This is a genomic window from Bacillus sp. 2205SS5-2 (genome assembly GCF_037024155.1).
GTDB lineage: Bacteria > Bacillota > Bacilli > Bacillales > Bacillaceae_K > Bacillus_CI.
Map to the genome: position 1 here is coordinate 1 of NZ_JAYKTS010000018.1, position 15,949 is coordinate 15,949.

Sequence of the window (15,949 nt, forward strand, 5' to 3'; positions counted from 1 at the left end):
TATATTCAAGATTGAGGAGTGAGTTTAGTCAAATTCAGTATGCTTCAGCTTAGGTACTTTGAGAAGACTTGAGTCTTGAATTGCGACTTTAGTCGGTGACATTTATGTCTAAATCCACCTGCTTTAGCGGGTGGTCGTTTAAGGTCGATAAGGCTAACGGGGTGTAGACTTTCCACGGATCGGCTTCGTATAAATAATCAAGGGCTCTTCCTAACGAATCATCATTGAACTGTTCCGGTTTTACATCCGGTCCAAAGAGAAGTTCAACATCTTGTTTTTGGTAAAATTCCTGGACCTTATAGAGAGGAGAATTTTGGCCAAGGATGTTTAGAACCAACGCCTTGAGTCGGGTACCGGGGGGACAGGCCGCAGCGCTGTTGATCCCAAACGACCGACTCATTAATCTTTTCTTCAAACTGAATTTCATCCATTAATTTCGACAATAGTTGTGATGGTCCCACGTCTAACGTAAGTACTTGATTCACCATAATTTGACCCTCCACTTTCATCATTACTGTAAGGTTCTAGAAAAAGTGGAGGTATCCTTCATAAAAATAATATTTGGATAATTTTTCATGAGGAATGTGAGATATATGCGAGAAATCAAGGGAATCTCAATCTTCATGAAGATAAAATCACCTAAATAAAGGGATTTAAACGAAGGAGGTAGAAATAATAGTTGTGTAAAGTTAGAAAGGAGTGATGCTTTTGCGTTATTGTATAGAAAATTTTCTTCTTATCCCTGAACCTTTTGCAAAAAACAGCCAACCACCTCAACCACTCACCGCTTTAAAACTGCCCCAACCTCCTCCCAAAGATGAAACTTTCCATTTTGATGAAAATTTACAGAGCACTCTTGCCGGTCGTGCGTTGTTGATGGATGAACTCTCCTTCTCGGTGGAACTTCTTTATGAACATTATCTTGCAGGCTATATTTTATGGGAGAAGGGCATCCGTCAGAAAAATACTCTCATGGAATGCAGGCGCTGCGGGAATAAGGAGAAAACACTCTTCGCCCGCTTTGAGTGTGCACGCTGCAAGGAGATGTGCACCTATTGCCGGAAATGCATCATGATGGGACGTGTTTCTACATGTACGGCATTGCTTTCATGGAGAGGAGACTTTCCGGTTGGGCCGGATAAACAAGCAAAAATCGCTTGGAAGGGAACTCTTTCATCTGGTCAAAGGGATGCGTCAGAGCAGATGATCTCTGCGATTCAAGAACGAAGTCAACGGCTAATTTGGGCTGTTTGTGGTGCAGGAAAAACAGAGGTGCTTTTCCCTGGTATTCATTATGCTTTAAAGAACAGGATGAAGGTTTGTCTTGCTACACCTAGAACGGATGTTGTGCTAGAATTATTGCCCCGCCTCAGACAAGCTTTTCCGAACGCTGAAATTGTTGGATTATATGGAGGGAGCGGGGAGAACCAGTCAACGAGCTCTTTGATGGTTTCGACCACTCATCAATTACTCCGGTTTCATCAAGCTTTTGATGTAATAATCGTCGATGAAGTTGATGCCTTTCCGTTTTCCTACGATGAGAGTCTGCATTATGAAGTGAAAAAAGCGAGTAAACAGAATGCGGCCTTTATCTATCTAACCGCTACGCCAACGAAAAAATGGCAAAGAACTCCACATGTAAAAATCCCCGCCCGGTATCATGGTCACCCGCTTCCACAGCCCAAATTCAGCTGGTGTGGAAATTGGGAGAAGAAACTAAAACAAAATAATCTCCCTCAAAAAGTAGAAGTGTGGGTCTTGAATCAGTTACAAAAAGAAGAACAAGCGCTTATCTTTTTCCCTTCAGTAAACATGATTGAAAAAGCACTTCCCCTCTTTCAGGCGTTACATAAGAATATTCTCTCCGTACATGCTAACGATAAAGATAGGAAAGAAAAGGTTGAAAAACTGCGTAGAGGCGAAATTCCGTTGCTCATAACAACGACCATTCTAGAGAGAGGGATTACCATTTCCAATCTCAATGTCGCAGTAATTGGCGCAGAGCAAGCGATTTTTACCGAAAGTGCGCTGGTCCAAATTGCTGGACGAGTGGGCCGGGATGCGGAATATCCAATGGGAGAGGTTACTTTTTTCCATTACGGGAAGAGTAGCGAGATGGAAAAGGCATTATTACATATTATGAGCATGAACCGAGTGGCAAGGAAAAAGGGCTATTTTCAATGAGATGTATTTATTGTCATCAATCCTTTAGAGAAACGTTAACTTGGTCGAGTTTTTTATTTCAAGAAAAGGAGCGTCCGCTATGTGAGGAGTGTCAGAATTCATTCGAGCTTGTTGGAGAATACGGATGTGATATTTGTAGTCGCCTGCTAAAGGATTCTGCTAAAGTTGGTAGATGTCCAGATTGCATAGCGTGGGAGAGTCATGATAAATGGTCCGGTACTCTGTCACAAAACAGGTCCATTTTTTTGTATAACGAGAGCATGAAGAACTATTTAGCTCAATATAAGTATCGCGGTGATTACGAACTTAGTTGCTTCTTTCGGCCGCTTATGAAGAAAAAAATTGCTTCTTTTTCCTACGATGAGCTTGTGCCGATTCCTGTTAGTTCGCAGCGTCTTTATGAAAGAGGGTTTAATCAGGTGGAAGGGATGCTTGAAGATTTAAAGTATTCTTCCCTTTTGACGAGAAAAACGAGTGAAAAACAGTCGAAAAAAACGAAGCAAGAACGAATGAGTATAGAGAACCCCTTTTTGGTTGAAAGAGGACTGAGTATAGCCGGGAAGAAAATTGTGCTTGTAGATGATATTTATACGACAGGATCAACACTTAGACAGGCGGCTAAAGTTTTAAAGAATTCTGGGGCTCGTCATGTCTGTTCCGTCACTTTAGTAAGAGGCTAGAAAACTTTCGATACAGGCTTAACCTTTCTCCTTTTTATTCCGATAATAAGCATAACGAGTAATTATTGGGGGAAGAAAAATGAGTGAAATACTAAATTGTCCGAACTGTGGTTCCATTTATGTCAAAAATCAATTTCGTGAAGTATGCGACGCATGTTTCCGAACAGAAGAGAAGAAATTTGAAGAAGTATCTAAGTTTCTCCGCGTTCGCGAAAACCGTTCGGCCTTACCAGAAATGATTATCGAAAAAACCGGCGTTGACGAAGCCCTGCTGCATAAATGGGTAAGAAAAGGACGTCTGAATGTTCGGCATTTTCCAAATCTGGGCTATCCATGTGAACGCTGCGGGAAACTGATCAAAGAAGGAAAACTTTGTGGGGATTGTGCAGGAGAGATCACAAAAGATCTGCAAATTTTTAATGAAGAGCAGGAACGCATGAAAAAGCAACAAGAACGTCGAACAGAAACGTATCGCACGATCAATCGTGAGCAATAGTTAAACAATTAACCACAGTGACCGATACAATTAGTAATAGAGGTTGAACGTAAATAAAGGAGGGATTAACATGAAGATTAATCCAAACCGAATCAATAGTGTGAATCCGTATCAAAAGCAAATGAATAAAATAGATCAGGCTGACACAAAAAAAGCGCCTCAAGACAAGGTGGAAATTTCTTCTGCGGCAAAGGAAATGAGAGAAGCATCGAAGATTTCTAAAGAGCGTGAAGTGAAGGTCAATCAATTGAAGGAACTTGTTGAAAGCGGACAGTACAAAGTAGATCATAAGGCCGTTGCAACAAGCATTGCCAAGTATTATCAATCATTTTAACTAATCGACAGAAGGCTGTTTTCGGAAAGAGTGCTGGTTTTCTCATCAGGATATATTCCATTAAAAGCCTAGCAGAAAGAAGGAATTGATATGTCGCTTACGCCGCTGTTAACTTCACTAACCATACTAACAAAGCTTCATCAACGCATGTTTGACCTCTCTGTGAAGAAGACCGACATCGTCACAGAAGGAAATATCGACAAACTGAATGAGCTGTTAAAGGATGAACAACAGCATATGGCTGCCATTCAAACGGTGGAAAAACAGCGTCAACAAGCAGCACTTTCTTTTCTTCTTGATAAAAAAGGTGCGTCAGCGAACGATGCTCCGACGATTAATGATTGCCTCGAATATGCAGATGAATATGAAACGGAACAATTACAAAAAGCTCAAAATCAATTATTACGGCAAATTGTCGAGCTGCAGGAACGGAATGAATTAAATCAGAAATTGATTTACCAATCACTGCAATTTGTGAATCTTAATTTATCTATGATGCAGCCTGAAAACCAAACAGCAACCTATTCTCGCCCAAATCAACCGAAGCCCAAAGCTCCATCGCGCTCGATGTTTGATTCACAGGCATAATTTAGACGGAGGTAACATCTATGGTATCAACCTTTCATGGCCTTGAAACGGCCATACGTGGCATGTATACACAGCAAAGTGCCCTATATACAACGGGACATAATATTTCAAACGCCAATACACCTGGATACACACGTCAGCGAGTGAATTTCGAGCAAACCTCTCCTTATCCAGCCCCAAGCATGAACCGTCCACAAATTCCAGGACAGGTCGGGACAGGAGTGGAAGCGGGATCGATTGAGCGTGTGCGAGAACAATTCCTGGATGTGCAATTTCGGGGTGAAAATAATAAGCTCGGTTATTGGGAAACGAAAATGGAGTCACTGAAGAAGATGGAAGAAGTCATGAACGAACCATCTGAATCAGGCTTAGCCAAAACAATGGATCAACTTTGGCAATCCCTACAAGACTTAGCGGTGAATCCAACGAATGACGGTGCTCGTTCGGTTGTGAGACAGCGTGCCGTAGCCGTCGCAGAAACCTTTAATTATATTTCATCCTCTTTATCAGGTGTTCAAAAGGATATTCAGAATGAACTTTCGGTAACCGAGAAAAATGTCAATGCCCTTTTAAATCAACTTCATCAACTGAATAACCAAATTTCCGATGTTGAACCACATGGCTTAATGCCCAATGATTTATACGATGAACGAGATCGCTTAATCGATGACCTGTCTCAGCTTGTCGATGTTAAGGTGAGCTACCAAGCAAATGGTGGAAATGCCAGTCCCTTAGCGGAAGGGCGGGCGATTGTGTACTTAGCTTCCGGTGAGACCAATTTACGTTCAGCGATGCTAGTAGGCAAGGATGGCGCCAATTCGATTAAGGTAAACTATGATTCTACTACTTCTGTTGTCAATGAAATTGAAGTGGGCAATCAAAAGATGCCGATTGCTAGCTTTGAATCGATTGGGAAATTAAAAGGGTTAATTGAGTCGTATGGCTATGTCGACCAAAATGGCGATATTCAAGGTTCGTATGCCAATATGTTAGCTGAGCTCGATAATCTCGCCTTTACGTTTACCGAAGCCTTCAATGCCCAACATCAAGCTGGGGTTTCACCTGCTCAAATGATGGATAATACGGTACCGTCCTATGATTTCTTTAAAGATCAAAATAATACAGACTTGGATGCTACTAACAAAGCTGGTTTTGCCAGCCGAATGGAAGTATCAGCAGGTATCCTGCAAAACTTAGATCATATTGCGAGTGCCTCAACAGCTAATCCAACAATGGGTAATGCTGAAAACATTACCGCACTAGCCAATGTCATTGACAAGCTTCCGTTAAACTATGGGGCTAATCCGACGACGTTTAAATCTCACTATGAATCGATGATTGGCGATATGGCCGTTCAATCGCAGGAAGCGGTTCGGTTATCCAGCAATTCAGAGGTGCTTCGAAGTGCGGTAGATACGCGTAGGCAATCGGTCAGCTCGGTGTCGTTGGATGAAGAAATGACCAATATGATTAAATTTCAACATGCGTATAATGCAAGTGCCAGAATCATCACATTAACGGATGAAATGCTCGATAAAATTATTAACGGTATGGGTACCGGCGGAAGATAGGTAGGTGAATAAGGATGCGTGTCACACAAAATATGCTAGCGAATAACTCGCTCTCCAATTTAAGTCAAAGCTATAATCGATTAGGCGCTCTGCAGGATCAGCTTTCAACGGGGAAGAAGATTACTAAGCCGTCCGATGACCCGGTAGTGGCGATGAAGGGGATGTATTATCGCTCCAATTTAACGTCAATTGAACAGTATAAGCGGAATCTTTCTGAGCTGTATTTATGGACGGAGAACTCTGAATCAGGGATTGAACAAGCCAATTCCGGACTACAGCGTGTGCGGGAATTGACGATTCAAGGGAAGAATGGGTCACTGAGTCCAGAGGATCAAAAGGCGATTGCAACGGAAATTGAGCAAATTAAATTGGATTTAGTGAACACAGCGGAAACACAAATCGCTGGACGATATATTTACCACGGTACCGATGTGGAAACGTCGCCGATAAAGCAGAAAAACCCACCAATTGTAGCAGATAATTTGAATACTTCAGTCATTGATGACTACAAAGTGGAAGTATCTCAAGGTGTTTATTTAAAGGCCAATGTCACGCCCACCAATGTTTTCAGTCAAAAGCTATTCGACACAGTGCAAGGGATTGAAGATGCATTAAAAGGAGGGGCAACGGATTCACTCGATTATTTACTTTCGGATTTAGACGATGTGATGAGTACTTTATCAGCGGAACGTTCTGAATTAGGTGCTCGCTACAATCGCTTAGAGATGATTGATGACCGCCTGAGCCAGCAAGAGATAACCGCGACTCGTGTTCTTTCCGATAATGAAGATGTTGATATGGAACGAACCATTACCGATCTTAAAACGCAGGAGAGTGTGCACCGGGCTGCCTTAAGTGCAAGCGCGAGAATTATTCAACCGACATTATTAGACTTTTTACGTTAGAAGCTATTCCATCTGGATAGCTTCTTTTAGAAGGAAGGAAAGTTTGTTTCTATTAATAAGGCTGTTTTCGCAAAGATTGTTGCTTTTCGAACCAGCCTATAAACTTTGATATAGCTTTGTTTCGGGCATCATTTCGTATATATTTGATGGAAATCAACGTGAAATGGAAGATTTAATCAAAAATCAGGTGAAATAGCCACAATGTATACGAAACCCCATGTCCTGTCAGACACCGCAATGGATGAAAATGGGGTCTATCGGTTTAACATGAATCCTCTTAGTCAACGATGATAAGGTAGGTGCTAAGATAGATGATCTTAGTGCTGAAAGAGACACATGTTAACAACCATTTCCACTGTTTGAATGATGACATGGCGATGCATCTAGTGGAAATTGGTATTGTTTGGACTTTGTTCCCTTTCACAATCCCCTTTATGAGAAAGTGCAGGTGATAACAAGTAATCTACAATAAAGAATTCTGTGTCCTATTTCAAAAAAACGGATAAGCTATTTTAGGGAGGGTGCTTTTTTGTGTCAAAATCAGCACCAAAACCCATTTTCGTATAAAAAGAGCCATTAATAATGTCAATTTGTAGCTACTTACGCATTTCAGATTAAGGGGGTGACTCGATGAGGTTATTACCACAAATAAGGCTCCAATCTCAATCAGCTCAAACTCAATTACATATCGTACAACCACAGCAATCGATTCAGCAGCCAAAAGCAGAGTTAAGTCAGCAACAACCACAAGCTGATTTGGATATTCGCGTTACGCCCTCGCGTTTAACGATTAATCAAACGCAGGCATGGGAAGCGCTGAATTTCAAAAGCGTGTTTCGTCTAGCTGAAGAAGCTGCAGATGCAGGTGTTCAGGAAGCGCTAAATGGAATGGCAAGAGATGCAGCGGATGGCGATGAATTGATGAGGATTGAAAATGGGGGAAAGGCGATTGCTTCGATTGCAAAACGAAACGGAGAAGAGCCAGAGCATGATTTTAATATTGGCTGGATTCCGCCACATGGTTCAGTCAAGATTCAATTTGAACCGGGAAGAGTGGATATTTCATCCAAAATCAACCAACCTATAAATAATACAAAGGTGAATGCGCCGATAATAGATTATACTCCTGGGAAAACAACCGTGAGCATGAAAAATCATCAAAGCTTATCGATTGATTTTGAGCATTTGAAATTTGTAGGAATCAATTATGAGCAAGAAATTTAAGGAAAAGGAATGTGAGGAATGAAGATACAAACGCAATACCATGGTGAAACGGTAATTGATTCAACCCAAATTTTAATGTTTGGGAACGGACTACCAGGCTTTCCAGAACAAACTCAATTTATCCTGCTACCATTGCCAGATAATGATGTGTTTTTCGTCCTTCAATCCTGTAACATCTCGTCCGTAGCCTTTATTGTCACGAATCCGTTTCAGTTTTTTTCTGATTATGATTTTAAACTCGATGATTCTATTGTGGAAAAACTAGACATTCAGTCCGAGGCAGATGTGATTGTTTACACCATTTTAACGGTCCAGGAGCCTTTTTCGAAATCCACCGCTAATCTGCAAGCGCCACTAATTATTAATCGACAAACTAATAAAGCAAAGCAAGTCATTTTAAATGATACTACCTATCAAACGAAGCACGCTCTTTTTAATGAGCAAGCATCGGTGAAGGAGTGAGGGGATGTTAATACTCAATCGAAAGCCAGGGGAAGCCATTCAAATAGGAAATGATATTGAATTGGTTATTGTGTCGGTAGCAGGTGATCAAGTGAAGGTTGGCATTAATGCTCCAAGGCAAGTTGAAATTCACCGGAAAGAAATTTACTTGAGTATTCAAGCTGAAAACAGCGAAGCGACTAAAAATGTGGGTGATCTTTCTAAGCTTATACCAAATACTTTTCATAAATAGGCTGAATTCCATTTGATTTCTCTTCTTAAGAAGGAAACCCAGTCTATTCTGATAACGAACAGCCAAGCCCCTAAGTAGGGGCTTGGCTGTTTTTTGACTCATGAATGATGATGAATAACTTTTTCTTAACCGTACAATATGAGAAAATCAAAAAATCTCAAAAAAAATGATCGAAAACTATTAAACATAGTCGAACCTTGACGATAATAGTAGTGTAAGGGAGAGAGGAGCGGCCGACCTTTCTTTCCACAATACATGATAGCTCACAAGGATGTGAGCTTTACATTCAGGGAGGAATATTAACATGAGAATTAATCACAATATCGCAGCACTTAATACGTATCGTCAATTAGACAGTGCGAACAACGCTGGCGCAAAATCAATGGAAAAACTATCTTCAGGTCTTCGTATCAACCGTGCAGGAGATGACGCAGCTGGTTTAGCAATCTCTGAAAAAATGCGTGGACAAATCCGTGGATTGGACCAAGCATCTCGTAATTCTCAAGATGGTATATCAATGATTCAAACTGCTGAAGGTGCGTTAAATGAAACGCACAGTATTATTCAGCGTGTACGTGAGCTATCTGTTCAAGCTGCTAATGGTACAAATACAGATGACGATAGACAAGCATTGAATGACGAAGTTACAGAATTAATTGAAGAAGTTGATCGAATTGCAAATCAAACGGAATTTAACACAAAAAAACTACTTGATGGTACTCTAGGTACTGCGGTAGACCAGACAACTACCAATTCAACTGCTTTAGCTGTGGCTGGTGTGACTGGAGCATCAACAAGCGGTGGTTTAGATGCAGGCACATGGACTTTGACTGTAGGGGATGGTACAACAGTATCAGCAAATGCATACACAATAACAGATGGCACAACTACATTAGTGTCAAATGAATTGGCTAGTGGCGCGGGTACACTTACATTTGGATCTGGTGAGTTATCAATAACAGTAAATGATGCTTATAGTGCTGGTGACGTAACTGCTACCGATATTGAAATAACAGGAACTGAAGTTAAATTCCAAATAGGCTCAAACCAATCACAAACTATGGGTCTATCAATTAATGATATGACTGCTAATGGCTTAGGGATAGATAGTATTGACATATCGACAGCCGCCGGAGCTGAAAATGCTATCGCTACTCTTGATAGTGCGTTAAAAATGGTGTCAGAAGAGCGTTCTTCACTTGGTGCGAATCAAAACCGACTAGAACACACTATCAATAACCTTGGTACATCTTCTGAAAACCTGACTGCAGCGGAATCTCGTATCCGTGACGTAGACATGGCGAAGGAAATGATGAACCAAACGAAAGAATCTATTCTTTCTCAAGCTTCTCAAGCAATGCTTGCAAAAGCAAATCAAAACCCACAAGGTGTTCTTCAATTACTTCGTTAATTAGTAGCCTTGAATCTAGAAGACTCTCATCTGAGGGTCTTCTTTTCTAGTTACAGACAATATTTGCAAGGGAGGTTCGATATTTATTGGCGTATCTTCTTATCGAAGTAATCAATAAAAAATAGTTTTTTTCTCCATCTATCTGTAGATTCAACTTCAACTAACTATCCAACGCCTACCCTTCCCTAAAATATTTCCCTCAAAAACTAAACCACTTAGAAATTTATCCGATAATAATAGTAGATAGAAACGGATAATCGGAGGAGAGCGTATGATTGATAAAGTTGGAATGAATGCTACATCATTTACTTTTCAAGAAACGAAGCCCAATGAGCAAACGAAAAAAGTGGCTGAGTTATCAAACACGTATTTAAAAAAGGAACAGGAAGCTAAACAACTTGAATTGCCTCCAAAAGAGCAGGTTGAATCAATAGTCGATAGTATGAATGATTTCTTGCATGCGTCACCTACATCGTTAAAATTTGAATATCATGAAAAACTACAAGAGTATTTTGTCTCGATTATTGACGACGAAACGAATGAAGTCATTCGTGAAGTACCACCGAAAAAACTATTAGATATGTATGCGGCGATGACTGAGTTCGTTGGCTTAATCGTCGATAAGAAGATTTAAGGATGTGAAAGTATGGCTGGAATAAGAATTGGTGGGTTAGCCACTGGGATGGACACCGATCAAATTATAAGCGACTTAATGAAAGCGGAAAAAATTCCGTTAGATAAATTAGAACAAAAGAAAAGCTACATGGAGTGGCAGCGGGATGATTATCGGGATATGAATAAATCACTCCTGGAGTTTGATACGATGATTTTTGACGGTGTCTTTCGGAAGGCGACGTATCTTAAAAAAGATATTAATATTTCGGATCCAGATAGCCTTGCCATCAAAAACCTAAGTTCAAGCAGTGATTTTTCGGGAACGATTAAAATAGATAAATTGGCGACTTCTACAAGAGTGATTGGTGGTGATACAGGCATCACGGATTCTTCCGTCAAGCTCAGTGATTTAGGGCTTACGGGCACACAAAAAATCACGATTAATGCACCTAACAAGGATGGCTCTGGAACAATCGACTATACATTAGAATTTGATCCAGCGGAAAAATCTTTAAATGATGTGATCTCAGATGTTAATGCAAAATCTGGCGTGAGTGTATTTTTTGATTCCTACACAAAACAAATCGCCGTTTCAGCTGAAAATACCGGAGCAGGTGATATTACATTAACGGATGATTCGGGCACATTTTTTTCTGCAATGAAGCTATCTGCTGGAGATGCAACTAAAACAATGGGTGAAAATGCTGAAATTACCTATAATGGCCTGGCTACTCAACGGGCTTCAAACACATTTCAATTAAATGGCTTTGAATTCACCTTAAAAGACACGTCAACGAAAGATGTCACCTTCAGCTCTTCACCGGATGTTGATAGCATCCTAGAAACCGTCGTCAAATTTGTGGATAAATACAATGAGGTCATCAAAAAAGTGAATGATGAAATCAATGAAAAAAAATACCGTGACTTCCAACCCTTAACCGCCGAACAGAAAGAAGGCATGGAAGAAAAAGAAATCGAGCTTTGGGATGAAAAAGCGAAGAGTGGAACGCTTCGCAATGATTCGACTTTATCCCGTGGCGTGAATAGCATGCGTTTAGATTTAAATTCCCCAGTGAGTGGGATTGCCAATACAATGCTGTCTGATATTGGCATCAAACCGTCGAGTAATTATCTAGATCGCGGGAAGCTAATTATTGATGAAGCGAAGTTGCGAGAAGCGATTTCGGAGGATCCTAATGCTATTTATGATTTATTTGCTAAAGACGGAGCAACCTCAGAGGAACAAGGTGTAGCAAGACGTCTACGTGATAGTATTAAAGACACAATGAGGGGCATCGAAGTCCGTGCCGGAAAAGCCACTAGTACAACAAGCACGTATACACTCGGGCGGAATTTAGACAGTATTGAAGATTCGATTGATCGTTTTGAAGATAAATTGATTCAGATAGAAGATCGTTATTGGCGACAATTTACCGCAATGGAAAAAGCGATTCAAAAAGCCAATTCACAAGCAACGTATTTAATGCAGCAATTTAGTTATTAAGAAAAGCTCTATTGGTATTGATTGTTGCTATAGGATGAAATTTTGGATGTAAATCGTCCTTGTTTCTAAACTCAACGACCCATTGATACGAAAAGATGACCTGTAGTGTATTACTATCAAGGAATCTTTTCTGTTCCGAAAAGCAACAATCTTTGCGAAAGCAGTCTAAAGAAATGAAAAGGAGTGTCACCATGGCCATCAAAAATCCATACCAAACGTATCAAAATAATTCAGTCAGCACGGCTTCTCCTGGCGAACTGACGTTAATGCTCTATAATGGTTGTCTTAAGTTTCTTCATATTGCCAAAAAAGCGATGACAGATGAAAATGTCGAATTGAAAAATACGAATATCCAAAAAACCCAGAATATCATCCGTGAATTAATGGTGACCTTAAATATGGATATCGAAATGTCTAAGGATATTATGAGTATGTATGACTATATGAACCGTCAATTAATTACTGCTAATATTAAAAATGATGTGGCGATTCTGGAAGAGGTTGAGGGGCTAGTGACCGAGTTTCGCGATACTTGGAAGCAAGTGATTCAGATAAACCGAAAGCAGCAACATACGGGTGGGCAAGCGTAATGAGTGCGATCAAGGAGTGCTATCAGCTCACGAAAAAGCTATATGATCTAGTCAAGTCTGAAGGTGAGCGTGAAAGCAAAATTGATCACCTCACCTCGCTATTGGATGAACGAGAATCTATACTGACAGCCATTCAGCCTCCTTTTACAGGAGATGAAAAAAAGCTCGGTCAACAAATCGTTCTAATGAATAAAGTGATTGAGAGTGAGATGCAGTCTGTCAAAACAGCCATCGACCGCGATCGTAATGGATTAAATAAGAAGAAGACATCCGTGCAAAAGTACGTGAATCCATATGAATCACTTCAATATGATGGGATGTTTTATGATAAAAAGAAATAGGTGAGGAGTATGACAGAGACCGTTAGTTTAACAGAAGAGCAATTAGTGGTGTGTCGGCAATATATCGACCTGCTGGATACGATGGAAGAAGGTTTTCAGTATATTCTTTCAGCCTACGAGAACCAAAGAGAGAAGGAAGCGAATTTGATGCTGCTGGACCTTTTTTCAGCTTTGACTCAGATCAGCAAAAGTAATCAATTACTAGTTCATTATTTTCAAAACGATGAAGAAATTGTTAGCGAGATCGAAAGTTTTAGTGAGGTTGAAGACTTTGTAAGACAGGTCCTAGCGGGTGGAAATAAGCAGAAAATTATAGAAAGTAGCCTTTTTCCGGCTTTTTTTACTTGGAAGCTTTCTGTTGAAGAGCATCTAATCCATTATGTTAAACATTAGGAGCGATGATGATGGCTCTTTTTTTTGTGAGGAAAAAAGACGTTTTGGTGCTCAGCTCGAGCCAATCTCCTTTCTAGTCTTAAATGTGATCAAAAGTTATTATTGGGATTTTTTCGAAAAAGGAATTTCCATCATTATGAAGAACTGTAAAAGAGTAAAGTGTGTTTTCCTTCTACCTTCTCAACAAACTACAACACGCATCTACAATTTCTACAATAAATAGACACAATTTTTAATAAGATTAAGAAGGATTTTCGAGGGTAAACTAGAATTATATAAATAAGCTTTATTTTAAGGAGGAGTTTACATGTTAACTTATAACATACGTGGCGAGAACATTGAGGTAACTCCAGCAATTAGGGAGCACTTAGAAAAAAAGGTTGGAAAGCTGGAGCGTTATTTTAATGAAACTCCTGATGCCAATGTACACGTGAACTTAAAAGTTTATCCAGACAAAACTACTAAAGTAGAGGTCACGATTCCAATGCCAAACATCGTCCTTCGTGCAGAAGAAAATCATGAAGACATGTACGCAGGAATTGACCTAATCATTGATAAATTAGAGCGACAAATCCGTAAGCATAAAACAAAAATTAACCGTAAAATGCGTGAGAATGGTAGTCCAAAAGAATTTTTTGCTATTATGGAAGGCGCAAAAGCTGCTGCTGCTGACGAAGAAGACGAAGAAATGGAAGTTGTTCGTACAAAGCAGTTTAACTTAAAGCCGATGGATAGTGAAGAGGCGATTCTACAAATGAATATGCTTGGTCACAGCTTCTATATTTACACAGATGCTGAATCTAACGCAACGAACATTGTCTACAAACGCCGTGACGGCAAATACGGTTTAATTGAAACAAATTAAATGATGTAGCTAAAAGAAGCAGACTCATTTACAAGAGTCTGCTTCTTTTTTATGTTGAAAATGAATTTATCCACATTTTTTCAGTTTTTTTCATTTTTAAAAATAGCGGAATACTTAGTTATCCAGAAAATTCAGAAGTAATCCACAAATACCCGTGTATAACAATGCAAATTGATAAGTTATCCAGAATAAAACATTTAGCAAGGGAAAATAAGAAAGTTATCCCCAGAACGAATGAAACGATAATCCATTTCCAATCAAGAAATGTTGTATCGACCTCAACTTCCTTTTTCTTTTCCTCTATTTGTTTTATGATAGAGAGGTTATGATTTTCTTAGATAATAAACTGATACGAAAAGCTAGAAATTTTAAGAAAACAGCCTAGATAAAAGACAGAATTAAAGGATGAAGCAAAAGATGGAAATAGGTAGAAATGAACCATGTCCTTGTGGCAGTGGAAAAAAATACAAAAAATGTTGTGGGAAAACAGGGAGTATCTCCGTTCAGGATCTTATTCATACAGAGCTTGATACGGTGCAAATGCAATTGATAGAGAGTGTTTACACGAAAATTAATGAAGATATGGCTGAGAGCTATCAAACTTATTTTGCTAATCACAAGTGGTTTGCAAAAGATGAAGAAATCTATGAAATGGCTTTTACCATTTGGTCTCTATTTCTTTATAAAAATACAGAAAATCAAACGTTGGCTAACGCGTTTATCGATAAATATGTGGACAATATTCTACGTCCACAATCACAGGAGAGTGTGGCAGCTTGGAAGCAGGCGCCCTTTGTTGCAGGAACAGTGACTAGTATCAGTGATGGATTTGTGACGGTAGAGAACTCACTGACAGGTGAATTTGTTACCGTAAAAGAAAGTGATTCAGATATTACGAAGAATAGCTTTTTAATAGGGGTGGTTCTTTCATACGGAGAAACTCAGTCATTATTTGGGCAATATTTTATTTTCCCTGGATTAGGGGAAGAACTGACCGCTTATGCTAAAAAAAATGTAAAAGATAAGGTAGAGAATCACTTTTTCGAATTCGTCGCTCATTCTTTCGAAGCGTATGAAGTAAGTAAAACGGTCGGTGCGAAGCCAAAGATTAAGGGGAAATCAAAATTTAATAAGGTTTCCTATGAAACGGCCCTTTCTTCCTTGCAAACTTATCTTGAAGCGAACAGCGAAGAAGCAGAACAAGTAGAATTTGTCAGTGACCTTCTTCAACAATATTTAGAACGAGCACAACCATCCATGCGTAATCCGAACGTATACGCAGCAGCAATGGTGGAAGCGGTGAAACATTATTTACCGAAACACGTGAATCTTCTGCAAAAAGAAATTGCATCAAGTTTTGACGTATCCCCACAATCCATTTCGAAAAAAAGCAAAGAAATGGTGGAAGTTATGGATGATGTACTTTCCCAAAAAGAAGGATTGGCGATTCAACCTTCATAAACGAATCAGCTTCATGATTCATGAAAAGGCATGCTCCTAAGGGGTATGCCTTTTTTAAAGGCTTTTTTCGTATGCAATGTAGTAATTTAATTT

General features: G+C 39.7%; 18 protein-coding genes and 1 pseudogene. 18 read left to right on the top strand and 1 reads right to left on the bottom strand.

Translation table 11 applies throughout. The features are described 5' to 3' along the window. Positions 1-97: 97 nt before the first annotated feature. Positions 98-488: pseudogene (locus U8D43_RS21020) on the bottom strand (DUF4277 domain-containing protein); the annotation flags it as partial. Between the two features lie 214 nt (positions 489-702). Between U8D43_RS21020 and U8D43_RS12720 the strand changes: the two are divergent. The 18 genes from U8D43_RS12720 to U8D43_RS12805 all read left to right on the top strand — a co-directional run bounded on the left by U8D43_RS12720 (position 703) and on the right by U8D43_RS12805 (position 15,856). Continuing rightward, entirely contained in the window at positions 703-2,184 is a 1,482-nt protein-coding gene (locus U8D43_RS12720; protein WP_442893607.1) for an ATP-dependent helicase ComFA, read from the top strand. After that, positions 2,181-2,864: a ComF family protein gene (locus tag U8D43_RS12725; protein ID WP_335871557.1), complete on the top strand. Its 684-nt coding sequence runs from the start codon at positions 2,181-2,183 to the stop codon at positions 2,862-2,864. Before U8D43_RS12720 ends, U8D43_RS12725 begins: the two co-directional genes overlap by 4 nt. Before the next feature lie 79 nt (positions 2,865-2,943). Beyond that, complete coding sequence (locus tag U8D43_RS12730; RefSeq protein WP_335871558.1) at positions 2,944-3,360, top strand: TIGR03826 family flagellar region protein; 417 nt, start codon at positions 2,944-2,946, stop codon at positions 3,358-3,360. A gap of 70 nt (positions 3,361-3,430) precedes the next feature. Then, a complete protein-coding gene (flgM, locus tag U8D43_RS12735) occupies positions 3,431-3,694 on the top strand; it encodes a flagellar biosynthesis anti-sigma factor FlgM (protein ID WP_335871559.1) in 264 nt (87 codons plus the stop codon). 90 nt (positions 3,695-3,784) lie between these two features. Next, entirely contained in the window at positions 3,785-4,282 is a 498-nt protein-coding gene (locus U8D43_RS12740; protein ID WP_335871560.1) for a flagellar protein FlgN, read from the top strand. Between the two features lie 20 nt (positions 4,283-4,302). After that, positions 4,303-5,853, top strand: coding sequence for a flagellar hook-associated protein FlgK (flgK, locus tag U8D43_RS12745; protein WP_335871561.1), 1,551 nt, complete (start codon positions 4,303-4,305; stop codon positions 5,851-5,853). A gap of 14 nt (positions 5,854-5,867) precedes the next feature. Beyond that, positions 5,868-6,758 carry a flagellar hook-associated protein FlgL gene (flgL, locus tag U8D43_RS12750; RefSeq protein WP_335871562.1) on the top strand — a complete coding sequence of 297 codons (891 nt, stop codon included), beginning with the start codon at positions 5,868-5,870 and terminating at the stop codon, positions 6,756-6,758. Positions 6,759-7,388: 630 nt separating this feature from the next. Beyond that, entirely contained in the window at positions 7,389-7,982 is a 594-nt protein-coding gene (locus tag U8D43_RS12755; RefSeq protein WP_335871563.1) for a DUF6470 family protein, read from the top strand. 18 nt (positions 7,983-8,000) lie between these two features. Beyond that, positions 8,001-8,444 carry a flagellar assembly protein FliW gene (gene fliW / locus U8D43_RS12760; protein ID WP_335871564.1) on the top strand — a complete coding sequence of 148 codons (444 nt, stop codon included), beginning with the start codon at positions 8,001-8,003 and terminating at the stop codon, positions 8,442-8,444. A gap of 4 nt (positions 8,445-8,448) precedes the next feature. Then, positions 8,449-8,676 carry a carbon storage regulator CsrA gene (gene csrA, locus U8D43_RS12765; RefSeq protein WP_335871565.1) on the top strand — a complete coding sequence of 76 codons (228 nt, stop codon included), beginning with the start codon at positions 8,449-8,451 and terminating at the stop codon, positions 8,674-8,676. A gap of 304 nt (positions 8,677-8,980) precedes the next feature. Beyond that, positions 8,981-10,087, top strand: a complete 1,107-nt coding sequence (locus U8D43_RS12770; RefSeq protein ID WP_335871566.1) for a flagellin N-terminal helical domain-containing protein — start codon at positions 8,981-8,983, stop codon at positions 10,085-10,087. A gap of 271 nt (positions 10,088-10,358) precedes the next feature. Further along, complete coding sequence (gene flaG / locus U8D43_RS12775) at positions 10,359-10,721, top strand: flagellar protein FlaG (RefSeq protein WP_335871567.1); 363 nt, start codon at positions 10,359-10,361, stop codon at positions 10,719-10,721. A 12-nt stretch (positions 10,722-10,733) separates the two neighbouring features. Then, positions 10,734-12,206 (top strand): flagellar hook-associated protein 2, encoded by a 1,473-nt coding sequence (locus U8D43_RS12780; protein ID WP_335871568.1) that lies wholly within the window; start codon positions 10,734-10,736, stop codon positions 12,204-12,206. A 191-nt stretch (positions 12,207-12,397) separates the two neighbouring features. Beyond that, positions 12,398-12,796 (top strand): flagellar export chaperone FliS, encoded by a 399-nt coding sequence (fliS, locus tag U8D43_RS12785; protein ID WP_335871569.1) that lies wholly within the window; start codon positions 12,398-12,400, stop codon positions 12,794-12,796. Continuing rightward, positions 12,796-13,137 carry a flagellar protein FliT gene (fliT, locus tag U8D43_RS12790; protein WP_335871570.1) on the top strand — a complete coding sequence of 114 codons (342 nt, stop codon included), beginning with the start codon at positions 12,796-12,798 and terminating at the stop codon, positions 13,135-13,137. Before fliS ends, fliT begins: the two co-directional genes overlap by 1 nt. A 9-nt stretch (positions 13,138-13,146) precedes the next feature. Continuing rightward, complete coding sequence (locus tag U8D43_RS12795; RefSeq protein ID WP_335871571.1) at positions 13,147-13,530, top strand: DUF8042 domain-containing protein; 384 nt, start codon at positions 13,147-13,149, stop codon at positions 13,528-13,530. Positions 13,531-13,837: 307 nt separating this feature from the next. Then, entirely contained in the window at positions 13,838-14,395 is a 558-nt protein-coding gene (hpf, locus tag U8D43_RS12800) for a ribosome hibernation-promoting factor, HPF/YfiA family (protein ID WP_335871572.1), read from the top strand. A gap of 417 nt (positions 14,396-14,812) precedes the next feature. Beyond that, on the top strand, positions 14,813-15,856 hold the full coding sequence (locus tag U8D43_RS12805) for an SEC-C metal-binding domain-containing protein (RefSeq protein ID WP_335871573.1): 1,044 nt from the start codon (positions 14,813-14,815) through the stop codon (positions 15,854-15,856). Positions 15,857-15,949 lie beyond the last annotated feature (93 nt).